Here is an 18,601-nt window from a genome sequence, read left to right as displayed (position 1 = left end):
CGCCGTCCGCGCCCTCGGTCTCCAAGTCCTCGGCGGCCGTTCGCAGGGCGGTCACGGTGTTGCTCCTTCCGGTAGGAGGTCTCCGGTCGGTTCCGAGGTGACGTACTCCGCGCCGTACCGGGCGAAGCGGGCGTGGCGGTCGGTGCGGAGTTTGTCGCCCTGGAGGCCTGCGAGGTCGTCGAGGGTCGAGGTGATCGCGAGCCCGAGGCGGTGGGCCGCTGCCGCGGGGTCGGTGTCGACGCCGCCGGCCGGTTCGAGGAGGACTCCGTCGACGACGCCGAGTTCGAGGAGGTCCCGGGAGCGCAGTTTGAGGGACTCGGCGGCGCGGGCCGCCTGGGAGGGGTCCTGCCAGAGGATCGCCGAGCAGCCTTCGGGGCTGATGACGGAGTAGATCGCGTCCTGCCACATCAGGACGCGGTTGGCGACGGCGAGGGCGAGCGCGCCGCCGCTGCCGCCCTCCCCGGTGACCACGGCGACCACCGGGACCGGCAGTTCGGCCATGAGCTTGAGGTTCTCGGCGATCGCGATGGCCTGCCCCTGTTCCTCGGCCTGCTTGCCGGGGAACGCGCCGGGCGTGTCGATGAGGGTGATGACGGGGAGCCCGAGCTTGGCGGCGAGCCGCATGAGGCGGGCGGCCTTGCGGTACCCGGCGGGGCTCGGCATGCCGTAGTTGCGGCGGGCCAGCTCGGCCGGGTCGTGTCCTTTCTGGTGGCCGATCAGCACGACCAGCCGCCCGTCGAGGCGTCCGAGACCGCCGACGACGGCGGGGCACTCCCCGGAGACCCGGTCGCCCGCCAGCTCGCGGAAGTCGTCCAGGAGGAGGGCGGCGTAGTCGAGGGTGGTGGGCCGGCTGATCCGCCGGGCCCGCCGGACCACGCCGTGCGGGTCGTCGTGGCCGAGCCGCGCCGGGTCCCGTACGACGACCTCGTCGGCGGTGTCGCGGTCGCCCGCGGGGGTGCGGCGCCCTGGGAGGGCCGTACGCAGCAGCTTGCCCAGTTCCGTACGGTGCCGGTCGCGGGGGCAGATGACGTCGATGAAGCCGCGCTCGTACAGGAACTCCGCGGTCTGGAAGTTCGGCGGGAGGGTTTCCTTGATGGTCTGTTCGACGACGCGGCGCCCGGCGAAGCCCAGGCGGGCGCGGGGTTCGGCGATGGTGACGTCGCACAGGGTGGCGAACGAGGCGGCGACCCCGCCGAACGTCGGGTCGGTGATCAGCGAGACGGTGAGGATGCCGGCCTCGTCGAGGCGGGCGAGCATCGCGCTGGTCTTGGCCATCTGCATCAGCGACAGCGCGCCCTCCTGCATGCGGGCGCCCCCGGAGGCGGTGACCAGCAGCAGCGGCGTACGGCGGGCGAGGGCGGTGTCGCCGATCCGGGTGATGATCTCGCCGACGACGGAGCCGAGGCTGCCGCCGAGGAACCGGAAGTCCATGCAGGCGACGACCACCGGGGCGCCGTCGATGGAGCCCGCGGCGCCGAGCACGGCCTCGTCGAGCCCGGTCCTGGCTCTGGCCTCGGCGAGGCGGCGGGGGTAGGGCTTGCTGTCGGTGAAGCCGAGCGGGTCGGCCGGTGTGACGCGGAAGGGCAGGAGTTCGAGGGTGCCGGGGTCGAGCAGGAGGCGCAGGCGCTCCCACGCGGTGAGCGCGCCGTGGTGGCCGCACTCGGGGCAGCAGCGCAGAGCGCGCCGCCAGCGGTTGCCGTAGACCAGGGTCCCGCAGCCGTCGCACCTCACCCAGTCGGGGTGGGCCGTGGCCGGGCTCGTTTCGAGGATGCCGCTCATGTCGAGGGTGCCGCCTCCAGGAGGTGCAGGTACGAGTTCACGGGCCGCATGTCCACCACGCGCAGGTCCGCCTTGCGGACGACGGCGGTGATGGTGTCGGTCGTGTGTTTCCTGCCGTCGGAGTTCAGCAGGAACAGGAGGTCCGTTCCTGTCGTGAACTTGATCTCGGGACTGCCGTCGATCATGTTGGTGATGATGAAGAACCTGCTGTCGGGGCGGCCCGCCCGGGCGGCGTTGCGCAGGGCGGTGACCGATTTCTCGTCGGCCCATTCGAGGATGTTCTTGAAGAGGTAGGCGTCGGCCTCCACCGGTATGCCCTCCAGGCAGCTCCCGCCGACGATCCGGGCCCGGGCGGCGAGTTCCCCTCCGGGGCGCAGCCGGCTGTCGGCCTCGGCGACGACGGGCGGCAGGTCGAAGAGCACCCCGCTGAGGTCCGTGTTCTTCTCCAGCAGGGTGGCCAGGGTGTATCCGTGGCCGCCGGCGACGTCGACGAGTGTGCCGACTCCGCGCAGGTCGAGCGCGGCGGCGACGGCGTGGGTGGCGAGCCGGCTCAGCTCGGTCTGCGCCTTGTTGAAGACGGCGGCGGACTCGGGCCAGGTGGCGTGCAGGTAGGAGAAGAAGTCGGTGCCGTACCGCTCCTCGAAGCCGCCGCGGCCGTTGCGGACGGCCTCTTCGAGGTGGGGCCACAGTTCCCAGGTCCAGGGTTCGGTGACCCACAGGACGTAGTACTTGAGGCTGTTGGGGTCGTTCTCCCTGAGCAGCCGGGAGGTCGGGGTGTGCGCGTACCCGTTGTCGGTCTCGGTGAAGACGCCGTGCTGGGCGAGGGCCCGCAGCAGCCGGCCGAGCATCTCGGTGTCGACGCCGAGGACGGCGGCCAGTTCCCCCGGTGTCCTGGGCCGGTCGCCGAGTTCCTCGGCGACTCCGACGCGTACGGCGGCGCGCAGTGCTGCCGCTCCCGCGGCGCTGAGCGCGAGTTCCCGCACGCCGATGATCGCACCGTGATCGGTGATGTCCTTTTCCTGGATCGTCATCGCCTACTCCGTTCGCAACCTTTGTTTTTCCGGCCTGCTGTTCTCCGGCCTGCGCGAGCTCCAAGATAGGTATCCGAGTCTCAAGAATCGGTCGAGAAATCTTTGAACGAATGGCGGGCGCCCGCTCGAAAGCTCAAGGAGGTCTCGACATCGATTCAAGGGATACGGCGGACGATGGTGCCACAACCCGGCACGACCTCTCGCGATCTCCTTGGAGGTAGGGATGGCACAGGAAATCGCCCGGGCAGCTCTTGTCACGGGTGCCACGAGCGGGATCGGACTGGCCACGGCGAATCGTCTGGCCCGCACCGGCCACAAAGTGTTCATCTGTAGCCGTGACGGCGCCGCGGTCAAGGACACGGTGGAAAGGCTGCGGAAAGACGGCCACGAGGCCGACGGGGCGGTGTGCGACGTGACCGATGTCGCGCAGATCGAGCAGTTGGTGGCGACGGCGGCGAAATGTTTCGGGCCGATCTCCGTCCTGGTCAACAACGCCGGCCGCAGCGGCGGCGGCGAGACGGCGGGCATTCCGGACGAGCTGTGGCTCGATGTGGTGAACACCAACCTGAACAGCGTGTTTTTGATGACCAAGCGCGTTCTGACGACCGGCGGGATGCTGGGTCTGGCGCGCGGGCGCATCGTCAACATCGCCTCGACCGGGGGGAAGCAGGGGGTCGTCCTGGGCGCCCCGTACACGGCGTCGAAACACGGGGTCGTCGGCTTCACCAAGGCGCTCGGCCTGGAGCTCGCGAAGACCGGGATCACCGTCAACGCGGTCTGCCCCGGCTATGTGGAGACCCCGATGGCGCAGCGGGTGCGCGAGATCTACGCGGGTATCTGGGACATCTCCGAGGACGAGGTGCTCGCGAAGTTCAACACGAAGATCCCGATGGGGCGTTACGTCGACCCGGAGGAGGTCGCCGCGATGGTCGGCTACCTGGTCAGCGACGAGGCGTCCGTGGTGACGGCCCAGGCGATGAACGTGTGCGGGGGGCTGGGCAACTACTAGCCGGCAGCCGCCCTGGCCCGGGCCCGGACCAGGGCGGCGCTGGGTGGTGGCCGGTGGCGCGGCACGTCATCTGCCGCGGCCGGACGACAGGACGGCGCTGAGGTCCTCGCGTGCGGCGGCTTCGTCGAGGGCGGGGTCCCCGTCCAGGACGGCGTGGTGAAGCCGTTGCAGGCGAGGGGAGGGTTCCAGGCCCAGTTCGTCCCGCATCCACTTGTGGAAGCTGCGGTACTTCTCCAGGGCCTTGCCCCGGTAGCCGGACCGGTACAGGGCCAGCATGTACAGGGCGTGGAGGTTCTCGTTGTCGTCGTAGCGGGCGGTCAGGGAGGCCAGTTCGCCGAGGGACTGGCGGTGGCGTCCGCGCCGCAGCTCGATCTCCAGGCGGCACTCCATGACCGTCAGGCGGGACTGTTCGAGGCGGGCGACCTCGGGCTCCAGCATCCGCCCGGCCTCGACGTCGGCGAGCACGTTGCCCCGCCACAGGCCCAGGGCCTGGTCGAAGATGCGGACCGCGCTCGCGTCGTCCCCTTCCTCCAGGGCGTCCATTCCGGCCTGTTCCAGCGACCTGAAGCGGTACAGGTCGAAATTCGCGTCGCGCAGAATCAGCGTGTATCCGCCGTTCCGGGTGAGGAGCACATTTCTGGCGACCTTTCCGACGGGAATCTGGAGTGCCTCGGAGAGGAGTTTGCGCACCTGCACCACATAGGTTTGCAGTGTGGTCTGCACGCTCCTCGGCGGCCGGGTGTCCCAGATCTCGCTGATGAGCGATTCCGTCGACACGACGCGGTCCTCGTTCAGCAGCAGGAGCGAGATGAGCTGTTTCGGTTTGCGTGCCGAAGGCGTCGCGTCGCGGCCGTTCTCCGCTAACGACAACGACCCGAGTATGCGAATGTCCACCCGTGTTCTCCCGATCTTGTTCGGAAATTGAACCATTCAGACAGGAGGGCGGTAAAACGATGACCGCAAACACTGAACCCCCGGCGCGGGTCTTGGCAACCCCCTGTTTTCAGTCAGCTGTGCGTGAAGATCTCATCGCCCTGATCATCTGTGCCGTGCGGTCGACGCCGTGGTACCAACTTATCCCCGCCCGGGGCGGCGGGCGGGATGTTGACGTTGCATCGAAATAAATTCGCCGGGTCGTGTACGGCTTTGAGCGCGGCCAGCCGCTGGAAAGCGGACGCTTCGTAGCATTCGCGGGTCTGCTCGGGGGCCCGCTCGTCGCCCTGGACGAAGTTGGGTGAGCGGCCGAGCGTCCAGGGCGCCGTGGTCCGGGTCACGCCGCGGGCCACGTCGTGGGCGGGGTCGTGGCCGGGCCCCCGCGGGAGGGTCACCACGCGCAGCACGTGCGAGGCGCCGCGGTGGCCCACCGCGTTGTCCGTCTCGGGCGGCCGGGACAGCGCCGCGCCCAGGTGGTTGAACTGCACCACCGCGAAGGCCCCGGCGCCGGGGCCGACCAGGTCGAGGACGGCGTCCGGGACCGACGGGGCGAACTCGCTCAGCATCGCGTTGGCGCAGTAGAAGTTCCGCGGCTGCTTCGGCTCGTTGTGGATCGTCCCGGAGGCGGTGAAGGGCATCTCGCCGAGGGTGTCCACGAGCCGCGGCCCCAGCGCCCGCAGGGGCGCGACCAGGTGTTCTCCGCTCTCGACGGTGCCGAGGTGGGCGATGCGGACGTGGGCGAGGTGCCGGCCGCGCAGGGGCGGCGGCACACCGGGCACGTCCGGCATCGGGATGAGGCCGATGCTGGAGCACATGGCGTCCGGCACCGTCTCGGTCCACTCCCGGTACGTCTTGAGGACGGCCGGTATGTAGGGCGCGTCGAAGTACAGGCCGCCGCCGAAGAACCGGTCGACCGGGAAGAGCGCGAACTCCAGCCCGGTCACGACACCGAAGTTGCCGCCGCCGCCCCGCACCGCCCAGAACAGGTCGTCGCCGGGGGTCAGGGTCCGCAGCTCGCCGTCGGCGGTGACCAGCTCCACGCGGCGTACGTGGTCGGCGGCGTAGCCGAAGCTGCGGCTCAGCAGGCCGAGGCCGCCGCTGAGCGTGTAGCCGACGACGCCGACGTCGGGCGAGGAGCCGCTGAGCGGCGCGAGTCCGTGTCCGGCGGCGGCGTCGATCACCTGCTCCCAGCGGGTACCGGCCGCCGCCCAGGCGGTGCGCGAGACGGGGTCGACGCGGACCTCGGCCATCGGCGTCGTGTCGATGAGGACACCGCCGTCGGTGGGGACGTTGAGGCCGTGGCCGGTGGCCTGGACGGCGACCGGGAGTCCGTGCCGGGCGGCGCGGCGGACCGCGAGCTGGACGTCGGCCGGGCGGCCGGCCCGCACGATCACGGACGGCCGGTGCAGGTAGGTGCGCTGGACGCCGCTGCGGGCCGCGTCGTAGCCGGCGTCCTCGGGGCCCAGCACGGTCCCGCCCGGGCTGCTTCGCAGGGACGTCATGCGCCGCTCCCCCGTCCCGGTGCCGCGAGGAGGTCGTCGCGGGTGACGGTGCGGTGCCGGACGCGCAGGCCGCCGGCGGAGCCGACCAGTTCGTCGCGCATGACGGTGCTGGTGGTCAGGGTGGTGACGCCGTCGACGGTGTCGAAGACCGGTACGTAGCACGTCGTCCGCACGACTCCCTCCGGGAGTGGTTCGACGATGACGTTGAACACGAAGTGCCTTCGGATGGCTCCCCTCTTGTCGAGGCGGGCCACGGCGTCGTTGCCCAGGGCCGCGAGGCCGCTCCTCCCCTCGATCGGGTCCGGTAAACCATTGGACGCGAAGACGCCGTCCTCTGTGAAGGTCTCCACCCACGCGGCGATGTCGCCGTCGTCCAGCGCCTGCATCTGGATCGCGTAGAACTGGTCGATACGGGAACACAATTCGGCCGGTGCGTGGCCCTTGCCGGTGTTGTTGGTGTTGACGGTGTTTGCCATGGCTCCTTCTCTCAACCCAGGGGAACGCTCTGTTGTGCGGTGTCCAGGCGGCCGAGGTCGTCGCGCTCGATCTCCCGGGACATGACGCGCCAGGTGTCCTCGTGCCTGCGCAGGACGTCGGAGATCATGGCGGCCGACTGGAGGCAGGCGCCGCGCTCGGCGTCGACGACCAGGAAGAGGCCGTAGAACCGGGAGACGACCAGGTCGCCGCGGTGGGTGAAGGTGAATCCCTGGACGCAGTGGCGGCGCTGGATGCCCTTCTCGTGGAACGAGGCGTCCAGCTTCCAGACCTCGGGCTCGAACTGCGACTTCGGCACGGTCCGGCCGTCGCCGAGGACTTTCGTGGTGATCGTCGCGTCGTCGTCGAAGACCGCGAGCCACTCCTCGGTCAGGCCCCGGTCGCGGGCGTCGAGCTGGTCCAGGTAGAACCTCCTCAGCTCGTAGAAGGTCTCCGGGGACACCGTTGATCCCTCGGTCGGCATCGTCATCCGTCCTCCTCGGGGGTCGCCCTGGCTAGGCCAGGCAGGTCGGCAGGCGGCCGTCGTTGAACCGGACCATCTCCTCGAACACGGCCGGTACGTCCAGTTCCGTACCGAGCGCCAGGTCCGGCCGCCGGAGCTCCAGGAACGCCCGGTGCAGGTTCCCGACCAGCCGCTCGGGGTCGATCAGCCCGCCGAAGTCGCCGGTGCCGCGCAGGCGGGCGGTCCGCAAGGGCGTGAGCCCCTCGGCGATCCCCTCGGCGGCGAGGTCGAGGATCCAGCGCAGGTAGTCCTCCGTCCGGTCGAGGACCTCGGGGCCGCTGACCTCGCCGTGCCCGCCGACCACGGTCTCGGCCCCGAAGCCGCGCAGCCGCTCCAGCGCGGCGAGGGAGCCCCGTACGGAGCCCATCAGGCAGAACGGGGTGCAGCCGGGCAGGGCCACGTCGCCGGCGAACAGCACGCGCGCGTCGGGCAGCCAGACGACGACGTCGTTGGTGCTGTGCGCGGGGCCGACGTGGTGCAGTTCGACCGGCCGGTCACCGACCATCAGGGTCAGGCTGTGCGCGAAGGTGATGGTGGGCGGTCTGAGGGTCAGCTCGCCCCAGTCGACGTCCGGCCACAGCCCTTGCAGCGCCATGCCGGTGGCCCGCATCTCCGGGCCGGTCAGTTCGTGGGCGACGATCTCGGCGGGCGGCGCGAAGACGCAGTTGCCGAAGACGTGGTCGCCGTGGCTGTGGGTGTTGACCACGGTCCGCACCGGGCCCCGGCCGAGCCCCTCGGCCGCCGCCCGCAGCGCCTCGGCGCGCGTCCTGGTGGCGGCCGTGTCGATCAGGACCAGTCCGTCGGGTCCGGTGATCACTCCGGCGTTGCTGAGGCACCAGCCGCCGGGCGGCTGGAGGAACGCGTGGACGCCGTCCGCCAGTTCGCGCAGGCGGCCGAGGGGTGCGCGGACCTCGGTGCTCACGGGGCACCGACCGACGCGGAGTACCGGTCCGCGTGCTCCATCGTGACGCGGCTGTTGGCCGACAGCGCGGCGCGGACGCGCTGTGCCGCCTGCGGGGCGGTGACGCCGGGGCCGTACACCTCGGCCACTCCGGCCGGGTCGAGCAGGCAGGTGTGGGTGGAGGTGATCGTGCTGCCCGCCGGGCCGGTGTCGAAGGCCCAGCGTCCGCTGTGTCCGAGGAGGACGCGGGGTGGCCGGGTCTGCTTGTAGACGATCGATCCGTCGGGCAGCAGCAGCCGCAGGGAGCGGGTGGTGTGGACCGTGCCGTCGGGGGCGCGGGTGCTCATCGTCATGTCCTGGGCGCCGCCGGGCTGTTCGACGAGGTCGAGGGCGGCGACGTGCGGCAGGCGCTCGGGCCACCGGTCGGCGTCCCATACGAAGGCGCGGGCGGCGTCCGCCGTGCCGGTGAGGCCGATGGTCTCGGTGAACGTCACCAGCCAGGCGCCGATGCCTCCGGGGAGGGCCGACACGGTGCGCAGGGCCTCCAGTTCGGCGGCGCCGTTGGTGTCGAGCGCCCGGGCGATCCGCTCGCGTGCGTCGGCCTGGTCCGGGGGTGGGACGAAGCGGTGTTCGAGGACGACCCTGGTCCGGCCGCCGTCCAGCGGGAGGCAGGTCCAGCCGCCTCCCATGAGGCCGAACAGGGGGTTCTCGTGGTCCTGCCGGAAGGTGACGCGGTGTCCGGCGGCGTCGAAGTCGCGGCGGGAGCGCCACGTGTTCACCTCGCCGCCGGACACGGTCGCCCAGATCTGGAACCGGTCGCCCCGGGCCGAGCGGTCCAGGACCTCGGTGTGGACGGTGGGGCGGAAGACCACCGGCCACAGGGACACGTCGGTGATCAGGTCGTACACGGTCGACGGCGGGGTGTCGGTCTCGGTCTCGTGGCGCGCGTGGATCTCGGGCGTGGTCATCGGTGCCTCCAGTCCGGTTCGCCCTGGTCTCAGGTCGCCGTTCTCAGGTCGCCGTTCTCAGGTCGCCGTTCTCACGTCGCGGTGGAGATCGAGGAGTTCACCCGGTCCAGGATGGTGCGGAAGGTACGCAGCTCGGTGACCTCCTCGTCGGGGATGTCGATGCCGTAGCGCTGCTGGATGCGCGCGCCCACCTCGATCAGCGCGAGCGAGTCGTAGCCGACGTCGTAGAGGTCGCTGTCGAGGATGTCCTGGCTGGTCAGGTCCACCCCCTCGGCCGAGCCGGCGGCCTCGACGAGGATCGCCCGCAGATCGTCGTAGCTCATCGGGGTATTCATGGTCTCCTCGTTCGTCTCGTCTCGTCTCGTCACATCGCGTCACGGCGCCGGGGTGGCGACGACCACGCTGGAGGGCGCGTCCAGGCCGACCGTGCCGGTCAGCCGCAGGCCGGCCTTCTCGAAGACCTCGGCGAACTCGGCCTCGGTGCGGTCGCGGCCCTGGCTGAGCGCCATCATGGTGATGTCCATGAACTTGCCGGGGTGCGGGGCGTCGCCCTCGGGGATGACCGGGTCGATGACCAGGACCTGGCCGGCCGGGTCCATGACGCGGCGGATGTTGGTGAGGACGGTGATCGCCTCGGCGTCGGACAGCTGGTGCAGGACGTGGGAGATGACGTAGGTGTCGCCGGCCGGGGGCACCGCTTCGAGGTAGCTGCCGCCGACGAGTTCGGCGCGGTCGAGGACTCCGGCCTCGTCCAGGACGCGTTCCGCGCCGGGCACCACGTGCGGCTGGTCGAAGACCACGCCCTCCATGTCGGGGTACCGGCTGAGGATCGAGGCGAGGAGGTGGCCGTGGGCGCCGCCGACGTCGACGAGCCTGCGCACGCCGGTGAGGTCGTACGTCGCGACGGCGGACTTCTGGGTCTGGCCGGCCGCGTTGCCCATGGCGCCGCTGAACAGTTCGTTCATCTCCGGGTGCCGGGCGAGGTAGGTGAAGAGTTCCTCGCCGTTGACGTGGTCGAAGGCGGGGCGGCCGGTGCGGATGGAGTAGCCGATCTCCGCGTAGGCGTTGCGCATGAAGTGCTTGCCCTGGAGGCGGAACACGTCGCGCAGGGAGTGCGGGGTGTCGGAGCGCAGGATCTCCGCGAGCGGTGTGAGGGCGAAGACGCGGCGGGAGGTCTCGGTGAAGACTCCCTTGCTCGCCATGGCCCGCAGGACGCGGTAGAGGCCGTCGGGGTCGTTCCCGGTGCGTTCGGCCAGTTCGTCGACGGGGAGCGGGCCTTCCACGAGGTGGTCGGCGATGCCGATCTCCGCGATGGCGGAGAGCATGAACCCCATGCGCAGCCCGCTGTGGAAGTCCCACATCGTGCTCAGCAGAGCTTCTTTGCGACCGCTGTCGGCCGGGGCACCCGCTGCCTGATCGGGCATGGTCGTTCCCTCCAGTCGTTGCTTCTGGGACACGTGGCTTCTCGGCTGTACGGCTTCTGGGGCGTGCGGTTTCCCGGACAGGTGCACGGCGGGGTCAGGCCGGTTCGGCGACGACCACGCTGGACGGGAGCGCCCGCCCGATCGTGGCGGTCGGCCGCAGCCCCGCCTGCCGCAGGACGTCCCCGAACTCCGCCTCGGTACGGTCCCGGTTGCGGCCCAGGACGAGCATGGTGCTGTCGAGGATCTTCGTCGGGTGCGGTACGTCGCCCTCGGGGATCACCGCGTTGACGATCAGGACCCGGCTGTCGTCCGCCATCACCTGGCGGATGTTCTTCAGCACCTTGACCGTGTCGGCGTCGCTCAGTTGCTGGAACACGTGGGACACGAGGTAGACGTCGCCGCCCGGGGGCACCGACTCCAGGTAGTCCCCGACGGCGAACTCGACGGAGTCGAGCACCCCGGCCCCGCGCAGGACGGCTTCAGCGGCCGGCGCCATGCGGGGGCCGTCGACGTACACGCCGCGCATCCCGGGGTGGCGGGTGAGGATCTCGGCGAGGACGTGGCCCTGGGCGCCGCCGACGGCGACGAGGGTCTTCACGCCGGTCAGGTCGCAGGTCTCCACGGCGGCGAGCTGGATCTGCCGGTTGGCCTTGCCCATCGACCTGCCGAACAGCTCCCGGAGCTCGGGGTGGCGTGCCACGTACGCGAAGAGCGGCATGCCGTTCGCGTGCTCGAAGGCGGGCTCACCGGTGCGGATCGTGTGCCCGATCCCGACGTAGGCGTCGTGCATGAAGCTCTGGGCGTGCATCTGGAAGGCGTCGCGCAGGGAGTTGGGGTGGTCCGAGCGCAGGACGTCCGCCAGCGTGGTGAGGCCGAAGGTGCGGCGGGACACCTCGGTGAAGACGCCCTTGCCGGCCAGCGCCCGCAGCACCCGGTAGAGGGCGTCCGCGTCGCAGTCGGTCCTTTTCGCGAGTTCCTCCACGGCCAACGGGCCCGCGCTGAGTTCGTCGGCTATTCCGAGTTCGGCCACGGCTTGCAGCATGTAAGTGATCCGGACACCGCTGTGCAGTTCGATCATGGTGCTCAGCGGGGATTCGCTGTGGAGTTCCTTCATGTAGCTGACGTCTGTTCCCTGGCTCATGTCGGCCCCTTTCCGGGCTGTCACGCCAATTGCTCAGTACGTTGCGAACGCGTTACCGCGTGATGACGACGGCCGAATTGAATCCACCCCGGCCCCGGGCCGTCACGAGGGCGGTACCGACTTTCGCCTGACGGGGTTCCGTGACCATGTCGATGGCGTACTCGTCGGGAATCGTGCGGGAATGCGGGGTCGGCGGAATCACGCCGTCGCGCAGGCTCAGCAGCGCGGTGACGACGTCCAGCGGGCCCGCGCCCGCGAGGAGCCGGCCGACGCCCGCCTTGGGCACCGTCACCGGGACCTTCCTGGGCCCGAAGACCTCCGCGATGCTCGCCGCCTCGCTGCGGTCGCGCTCCGGGATGCCGGCGCCGTCCGCGAAGACCACGTCCACCTGGCCGGGTGTCACCCCGGCGTCGGCGAGGGCGAGCCGTATCGCGCGGGCGAGGTTGGCGGGGCGCCCGCTGCCGGGCGGCGGGTCGAACGTCGCCGCGTATCCGGCGACCACGCCGTAGCGGTGCGGGGGCGGGCGCTCCGCGTCGGCGTGTTCGAGCACCAGCATGGCGCCGCCCTCGCCGGGCACGTAGCCGCCGGCGGCGGCGTCGAAGGGGAGGTAGGCGCGGGTCGCGTCCTCGGCGGTGCTGACCTCGCCGCTCGCGAGGTGCGAGAGCCAGCCCCAGGGGTCGAAGGCGGAGTCGAGGCCGCCCGCGACCATGAGCCCCGCTCCCCGGCGCAGGTTGCGCCGGGCCTGCCCGATCGCGTCGAGCCCGCCCGCCTGGTCGGCGACCAGCACCCCGCCGGCGGCGCGCATGCCGTTGCGGATGGAGAGCTGGCCGGTGTTGGCGGCGTAGAACCAGGCGAACGACTCGTACACGCTGACCTTCTGCGGCCCCTGCGTCCACAGTTTCCGGAATTCGTGGTGGGTGAACTCCCAGCCGGCGGACGCGTTGGAGGTGACGACGCCCATGTCGAACGGGTCGTAGCCGCGGTCGGCGGCCTGCGCGTCGGCGAGGGCCTCGTCGCCGGCCACGAGCGCCAGCTGCGTCACCCGGTCGGTCTGCGGGATGAGCCGGCTCGGCAGCCGCTCGGCGGCGTCGAAGCCGGTGATCTGCCCGGCCAGCCGGGCGCTGTAGCGGGAGGCGTCGTACCGCTGGATCGGCTGGATCCAGGAGCGGCCTTCGAGCACGGACCGCCAGTGCTCCTCGACGCCCGCCCCGTCGCCCACCATGGTGCCGATCCCGGTCACCACCGGGGGCATGTTCATGCCGCACGCTCCGGGGCGCGCAGCAGCACGGCGCTCTGGAAGCCCCCGAAGCCGCTGCCGACCGACAGGACGGTGTCCACCGGGAGTTCGCGCGCCTCGTTCGGCACGTAGTCCAGGTCGCACTCGGGGTCGCGCTCGTGCAGGTTGGCCGTCGGCGGGACCACGTTGTTCTCGATGGCCAGGGCGCACGCGGCGAGTTCGATCGAGCCGATCGCGCCGAGCGAGTGGCCGATCATGGACTTGATCGAGCTGACCGGCACCGCGTAGGCGTGCGCCCCGAGCGCGTCCTTGAACGCGGCGGTCTCGTGGCGGTCGTTCTGCCGGGTGCCCGAACCGTGCGCGTTGACGTAGTCGACGGACTCGGGCGCGCACCGGGCGTCCGCCAGCGCGTGGCGGATCGCCTCCGCCATCTCGCGGCCGTCCGGCCTGAGGCCCGTCATGTGGTACGCGTTGCAGCGGGTGGCGTGGCTCGCGACCTCGGCGTAGATGTGCGCGCCGCGCGCCCGGGCGTGCTCGCGCTCCTCCAGCACCATGACCGCGGCGCCCTCCGCGAGGACGAACCCGTTGCGCGTCGCGTCGAAGGGGCGCGAGGCGTGGGCGGGGTCGTCGTTGCGCGGGGTGGTCGCCTTGATCGCGTCGAAGCAGGCGACGACGATCGGGGAGACCGGGGCGTCGGTGGCGCCGGCGAACATCACGTCGGCGGTGCCGTCCATGATCGCCTCGTGGGCCCGCCCGACCGCGTCAAGACCCGCGGTGCAGCCCGTCGCGACCATCGCGACCGGCCCCTCGGCGCCGGTCCGCCAGGCCACCTCGGCGGCGGCGGCGCTCGGCACCATGTAGTCGTACATGTGAGGGGAGAGGTGCCCCTCGTCCATGAGCCACTCCCGGCCGCTGTCCGACAGCACGAGGTACTCGCGCTCGATGCTCGTCGTCGCCCCGACCGCGCTGCCCAGGCTCACGCCGACGCGGGCCGGGTCGAGGGCCTCGACGTCCAGGCCGCTGTCGACGAGGGCCTCGCGGGCGCACGTCACGGCGAGCTGGGTCGCGCGGTCCATACGCCGGATCTCGCGGGGCAGCAGGCCCATTGCCGCTGGATTGAAATCACATTCTCCGGCCACTCTCGAACGAAAAGGGCTGGGATCGAAGAAGGAAATTCCTCTGGTCGCCGTGCGACCCGCGGTGAGGAGATTCCAGAACTCTTTCCTTCCCAGCCCTCCTGGCGCAATCACGTCGATACCGGTGATTACCACGGCCCGGTCCACAAGCACTCCTTTGGAGTCCGCCAGCCACCGCCCTTTCCGACGGCCATACTTCAACGGCGGGCTTGAGTGAACCTCAAACAAATCTTGACCGGTCCAGACTAGAGCTGATCTTCGCTATTGTCGGCGCAGGTCACAGGGTTATGAGGGGGCTGTGAAGTGGCTATGAGGCGGCGGATTCCCCGGTGCGCAGCAGCGCCTGGACCCGGAAACCGCTGCCGTGCGGGCCGGCGCGCAGGTAGCCGTCGAAGAGGGCCGCCCGCTCGCGCATGCCGATCAGCCCGTGCCCGGCCCCGGCCGAGGAGGTGCGCGGGACGGGGTCGCCCCGGCGGCGCGGCTCGGCGGGACCGCTGTCGGTGACCTCGATGACCACGTCCTCGGGGCGGTACTCGATGCGCAGGGTCGCCCGGGTCGGCCCGGCGTGGCGGACGACGTTGGTGAGGGCCTCCTGGGCGATGCGGTACGCCGACAGGTCCACGGCGGCGGGCAGCGGGCGTGCGGTGCCGCCGATGGCGAGGTCGACGTCGACGCCGGCACTCCTTATCTGGTGGGCCAGCGCGGCCGTGTCGGCCAGCCCCGGGGTGGGGGTGAGCGCGGGGTCGACGGCGTGCTCGTGGCGCAGCACCTCGACGAGCAGCCGCATCTCGTGCAGGGCCTGGCGGGTGGTGGTCTCGACGATGCCGAGGGTCTCCGCGACCTGGGCCGGGTCGCTGTCCATGACCATGCGCGCGACCCCGGCGCGCAGCGCGATGAGGCTCATCGAGTGCGCGACGATGTCGTGCAGTTCGCGGGCGATGACGAGGCGTTCGTCGATGGCGGCCTGCCGGATGCGGGCGGCGTGCTCGCGTTCGCGTTCGGCCTCCCGCTCGGCCGTGGCGATGAGCCGGTTGCGGTGCTCCCGGGCGGCGAGGCCCGCGAACCAGCCGACGCAGATGATCGCGACGTTCGCGGCGAGGATGGCCAGCCAGCCCGAGGCGACACGCCCGATGGCGACACCGGCGGCCATCAGCAGCCCGGAGACCCCGGGGTGGACCCACCAGAACGCGTACTCCGCCGTCACCGCCGTGGTGTACGCGGTGAGGGCGACGAAGACCGACACCTGCGGCGCGCCGCTCAGCGCGGCGACCACGAAGGCGCACACCGACGCCACCGCGAACGACGACCGGGGCCAGCGCCTGCGGGCGGCGACGGCGAGCGCGGCGAAGACGATGCCGAGGGTCCGCAGCACGTGCTCGGCGTCGGACGCGGGGTGGGCGCCGCTGCGGGCGTCGGCCCACAGCAGGCCGACGCAGAGCAGGGCGGCCAGCGCGACGTCGAGGAGGACCAGGGGGTGCGGTCGCCGGGTGAGGAACCGCTGGATCTGCCGTACGGGAACGATGCCGGACACAGGGTCAGGCTACTCAGGGAGGCGGGGCCGGGTCGTCAGGTCGCAGTCGGGTCCGGCGCGTGCATCGCCGGGTGTACGCGGGCGGGACGTACACCCCTGGTCGTACCCCGGAGGTCGTACCCGGGAGGCACCCCCGCGCCGTCACTTCTTCGCCCTGCCCGGCGCCGACGTCACCCCGTCCTCGCTGCCCGCGATCCGGTCGATGTCGACCGGGCTGGTGGTCGCGTCCGGGGGCGGGGTGAGGACGGACAGCTGCTGGCCGGCGACGCCGGGGGGCGGGGTCAGGTCGGAGTCGGGCAGGTCGGGTGCGGTGGTCTGCTGGGCGAGGACCTGGTCGATGTCGACGAGGCCGGTCTGTTCGAGGGTCGCGATGTGGTTCAGGAGGATGTGGTCGGCCTGCTCGGCGAGCGCGCGCACCAGCGCGTTCTTCGTCGTGGAGCGGATCTGCGCGACGGTGGTGAAGAACGAGCCGTCGCTCTGGCGCAGGAGGTTCGCGAAGTCCCGGTCGAACTGTTCGCCCTTGCTGTCGGTGGCCAGCCGGTTGACGAAGCCGGTCTGCTGGGGGCTCGCCAGGTTCGGCAGCGTGATGTCCAGCAGCGGGGCGATCTTGCGGACGGTGACGTCGAGGGCGGCGTGGCCGTCGGCCAGGGTCCGTCCGGCGGTGACGACCCGTCGGTCGGTGCCCTTCTCCACGCCCATCCGCGCGACGGGGTGCTCCCACAGGCCGGCCGCGCGCACCTTGACCACGAAGTCCCGGTCGCCCTCGGTCAGGGGACCCCACTGGGTGTCGGCGATGACTCTGGACGCCGCCTCGGAGACCGTTCTGACCCCCAGTAACGCCGGGTAGACGAGGGCGGCGAGCGTCAGGCTCAGCGCGCCGCCCACGAACAGCGTCCCCATCGCGTTGCGAGAAACCCGCACTCTGCCTCCTGCCTCGTCGGGACGTCACACGCCCAGGAGTACGGAGCTGATCGTCACTCCATTCACTGGAGCGACCGAGAAATTTGCCGCCGAGGGTGCGGGGATGTGCCGTCCAGGGGGCGCCTCGGCGTCCGCCGGGCCCTCTTCCGGCGTCCGGGGCATGGACGCGGGAGGGCGATCGGCCGCAAGTGCCCCTGATCGAGCGCCCGGTGGAATCGAGTGCAGCATCTAACCAATTGCAAAAATAAGCAATTGCCATGCCACTCCCGACCCCGAACAAGCAGCCCGGAAGTCACATCGAGGCCGACCCCATACATTCGCTTGTGCGAATACAGGCGTTCGTGAAGGTGACGGACCAGGAGGAGCGGGTCTTGTTCCCGCCGAGGGTGGGGAGGGCTTCGGGGACGGACCGAGACCGAAGGGAGCGGCATGTCGAACACCAGGGGGTACCTGATCCGCGCGGCGCTGCACGGCGCCGACCGGTTACGGGCCGGGCAGGAGCCGACGGATCTGGAGAGCCTGCTGCTGGACGTCCTGCGGACCGTCCTGCCGGAGGAGGAGATACGCGACTGGGGGCGCCGCGAGACCGTCACGGAACGCCCGGTGTCGTCCGGACACGGCTTCGCGGATCTGCGCGCCCGCGCGCGGGAGGTGGCCGAGGAGGCGGTCACCCGCCCGAACGTGGCGTTCCTCGACGCCGAGGCCCTGGCGGAGGGCGCGCCCGTGTGGCCGGCGGAGTTCGCCGCCGGGGTACGGGAGTCGGGCTTCGGCGTCGTCGGCGTCACCGGGGTCTCCCCCTCCGGTGGGGCGGACGAGGCGCCGTTCCGCGCGACGTGGCACCTCGATCACGCCCCCGCCCCCAGGCTCCTCTTCGACGGCCCCGCCCAGGGCCGCGTCTCCTTCACGATCCACGCCGGGACACAACCCCGCGACGACCTCGCCCGCGCCCTGGACGCCCTCGCCCGCGCCTGCGACACAGCCGTCGCCGACCTGGACACCGAGCCCCCCGGACAGGTCTTCGTCGGCGTGGCCTGGGAGGTCATGAACCTGTACGCCTTCCTCAGGACTCACCTGGACCACCCGCCGAGGACGACCCCCCTGCGCCTCACCCTCGGCCGCGCCGGCACCGCCGTCCTCTTCCACCGGCCCGCCCTGGAACTGCCCGAGAGCGACGGCACCGCACCGCGGCTCCGGTACGGCGGTGAGCGGCCCTCTTTCCCCTCCGGCTCCCTGGAGTACGCCACCTACCGGAGCGGGCGGCCGTCCCCGTGGAGCGTGCCCGTCCCCCTCGCCCTGCGCAGCGTCACCGCGCCGTCCCTGGTCTCCTACGGCGGCGACCTCCACGTCGTCTTCGCCCGCCCCGGCGACCAGCGGCTGATGTGGAGCCGGCTGCGCGGCGGCGCCTGGAGCGCGCCCGTGCCGGTCGGCGGTTCGAGCAGCCGTCAGCGCGCGGCGCTCACCGTGCACGGGGGCCTGCTGTACTCCTTCCACACCACGCCGGACGGCGAGATCCTGTGGAGCCGCTTCGACGGCTCGGCGTGGACCCGGGAAGCGCGGGTGGCGGGCTGGGACAGCCCCGTGTCGCCCGACATCGCCTCGCACGGCGGGCACCTCTGGGTCGCCCGCCGCGACCACGGCAAGCGGATGCACCTCGACCGGCTCGGCACGGACTTCCGCAGCGCCTTCACGCACTGCTTCACCGACTCGGCGAGCGACAGCGCCCCCGCGCTCGTCTCCACGGGCGACGCCCTGTGGATCGCCCACCGCGGCCTCGACGACCAGGTCCACGTCCGTTCCAGCGGCGCCCCGTCGGACCCGGCCCGCTGGCAGGCCCACGCCCCCGCGCCCGGCCTGCTGACCGAGCGCAGCCCGACCCTCGTCGACCACCCCGGCCTCGGCCCGCACCTCCTCGCGCGCGACACCGACGGCCGGCTGCGCCTCGCCGCCCTCGCCGACGGCGGCTGGGCCGAGCCCCCCGCGCCCGCCCACGCCGGCGGCTTCCCCGCCCTGGACGCCGGCGGCGCGGCCTTCCACCGCGGCAGGCTGTACGTGACGTACCGCCGGTGAACACCTCCCCCGACCACCCCGCAG

At 71.5% G+C, this 18,601-nt stretch carries 17 protein-coding genes; 2 read left to right on the top strand and 15 right to left on the bottom strand.

Annotated elements, in window-relative coordinates:
• Positions 1-51: 51 nt before the first annotated feature.
• Both accD and PV682_RS03985 read right to left on the bottom strand, forming a co-directional pair.
• Positions 52-1,779 carry an acetyl-CoA carboxylase, carboxyltransferase subunit beta gene (accD, locus tag PV682_RS03990; protein WP_319724023.1) on the bottom strand — a complete coding sequence of 576 codons (1,728 nt, stop codon included), beginning with the start codon at positions 1,777-1,779 and terminating at the stop codon, positions 52-54.
• Positions 1,776-2,810 (bottom strand): methyltransferase, encoded by a 1,035-nt coding sequence (locus PV682_RS03985; RefSeq protein ID WP_319724021.1) that lies wholly within the window; start codon positions 2,808-2,810, stop codon positions 1,776-1,778. The genes accD and PV682_RS03985 overlap by 4 nt, the downstream gene beginning before the upstream one ends.
• A gap of 223 nt (positions 2,811-3,033) precedes the next feature.
• Here PV682_RS03985 and fabG point away from each other — a divergent pair, with 223 nt between their 5' ends.
• Entirely contained in the window at positions 3,034-3,819 is a 786-nt protein-coding gene (fabG, locus tag PV682_RS03980; protein WP_055719638.1) for a 3-oxoacyl-ACP reductase FabG, read from the top strand.
• 66 nt (positions 3,820-3,885) lie between these two features.
• On the opposite strand, the gene PV682_RS03975 is transcribed toward fabG, so the two are convergent.
• The 13 genes from PV682_RS03975 to PV682_RS03915 form a co-directional block, all read right to left on the bottom strand.
• Positions 3,886-4,689: an AfsR/SARP family transcriptional regulator gene (locus tag PV682_RS03975; protein WP_319724017.1), complete on the bottom strand. Its 804-nt coding sequence runs from the start codon at positions 4,687-4,689 to the stop codon at positions 3,886-3,888.
• A gap of 137 nt (positions 4,690-4,826) precedes the next feature.
• Positions 4,827-6,254: an FAD-binding oxidoreductase gene (locus tag PV682_RS03970; RefSeq protein WP_319724015.1), complete on the bottom strand. Its 1,428-nt coding sequence runs from the start codon at positions 6,252-6,254 to the stop codon at positions 4,827-4,829.
• Positions 6,251-6,730 carry a nuclear transport factor 2 family protein gene (locus PV682_RS03965; RefSeq protein WP_319724013.1) on the bottom strand — a complete coding sequence of 160 codons (480 nt, stop codon included), beginning with the start codon at positions 6,728-6,730 and terminating at the stop codon, positions 6,251-6,253. Before PV682_RS03965 ends, PV682_RS03970 begins: the two co-directional genes overlap by 4 nt.
• An 11-nt stretch (positions 6,731-6,741) precedes the next feature.
• On the bottom strand, positions 6,742-7,218 hold the full coding sequence (locus PV682_RS03960; RefSeq protein WP_319724011.1) for a nuclear transport factor 2 family protein: 477 nt from the start codon (positions 7,216-7,218) through the stop codon (positions 6,742-6,744).
• Between the two features lie 25 nt (positions 7,219-7,243).
• Positions 7,244-8,173: an MBL fold metallo-hydrolase gene (locus PV682_RS03955; RefSeq protein WP_319724010.1), complete on the bottom strand. Its 930-nt coding sequence runs from the start codon at positions 8,171-8,173 to the stop codon at positions 7,244-7,246.
• Positions 8,170-9,120 carry an aromatase/cyclase gene (locus tag PV682_RS03950; RefSeq protein ID WP_319724008.1) on the bottom strand — a complete coding sequence of 317 codons (951 nt, stop codon included), beginning with the start codon at positions 9,118-9,120 and terminating at the stop codon, positions 8,170-8,172. Before PV682_RS03950 ends, PV682_RS03955 begins: the two co-directional genes overlap by 4 nt.
• Before the next feature lie 71 nt (positions 9,121-9,191).
• Positions 9,192-9,455: an acyl carrier protein gene (locus tag PV682_RS03945; protein WP_319724006.1), complete on the bottom strand. Its 264-nt coding sequence runs from the start codon at positions 9,453-9,455 to the stop codon at positions 9,192-9,194.
• Positions 9,456-9,494: 39 nt separating this feature from the next.
• Positions 9,495-10,544 (bottom strand): methyltransferase, encoded by a 1,050-nt coding sequence (locus PV682_RS03940; protein ID WP_319724004.1) that lies wholly within the window; start codon positions 10,542-10,544, stop codon positions 9,495-9,497.
• 94 nt (positions 10,545-10,638) lie between these two features.
• Positions 10,639-11,685: a methyltransferase gene (locus PV682_RS03935; protein WP_319724001.1), complete on the bottom strand. Its 1,047-nt coding sequence runs from the start codon at positions 11,683-11,685 to the stop codon at positions 10,639-10,641.
• Positions 11,686-11,737: 52 nt separating this feature from the next.
• Positions 11,738-12,937, bottom strand: coding sequence for a ketosynthase chain-length factor (locus PV682_RS03930; RefSeq protein ID WP_456154967.1), 1,200 nt, complete (start codon positions 12,935-12,937; stop codon positions 11,738-11,740).
• 2 nt (positions 12,938-12,939) lie between these two features.
• Complete coding sequence (locus PV682_RS03925; protein WP_109361764.1) at positions 12,940-14,205, bottom strand: beta-ketoacyl-[acyl-carrier-protein] synthase family protein; 1,266 nt, start codon at positions 14,203-14,205, stop codon at positions 12,940-12,942.
• Between the two features lie 160 nt (positions 14,206-14,365).
• Positions 14,366-15,589 carry a sensor histidine kinase gene (locus PV682_RS03920; protein WP_319723995.1) on the bottom strand — a complete coding sequence of 408 codons (1,224 nt, stop codon included), beginning with the start codon at positions 15,587-15,589 and terminating at the stop codon, positions 14,366-14,368.
• Positions 15,590-15,730: 141 nt separating this feature from the next.
• Entirely contained in the window at positions 15,731-16,489 is a 759-nt protein-coding gene (locus PV682_RS03915) for a DUF4142 domain-containing protein (protein WP_319724201.1), read from the bottom strand.
• A 450-nt stretch (positions 16,490-16,939) separates the two neighbouring features.
• Here PV682_RS03915 and PV682_RS03910 point away from each other — a divergent pair, with 450 nt between their 5' ends.
• A complete protein-coding gene (locus tag PV682_RS03910; RefSeq protein WP_319723993.1) occupies positions 16,940-18,577 on the top strand; it encodes a hypothetical protein in 1,638 nt (545 codons plus the stop codon).
• Positions 18,578-18,601: the final 24 nt, after the last annotated feature.

This window comes from Streptomyces niveiscabiei (assembly GCF_033794345.1).
In the GTDB taxonomy this organism is placed as follows: domain Bacteria; phylum Actinomycetota; class Actinomycetes; order Streptomycetales; family Streptomycetaceae; genus Streptomyces; species Streptomyces niveiscabiei.
Note: the sequence above shows the minus strand (reverse complement) of the source record. Positions and strands in the feature narration are given on the sequence as shown.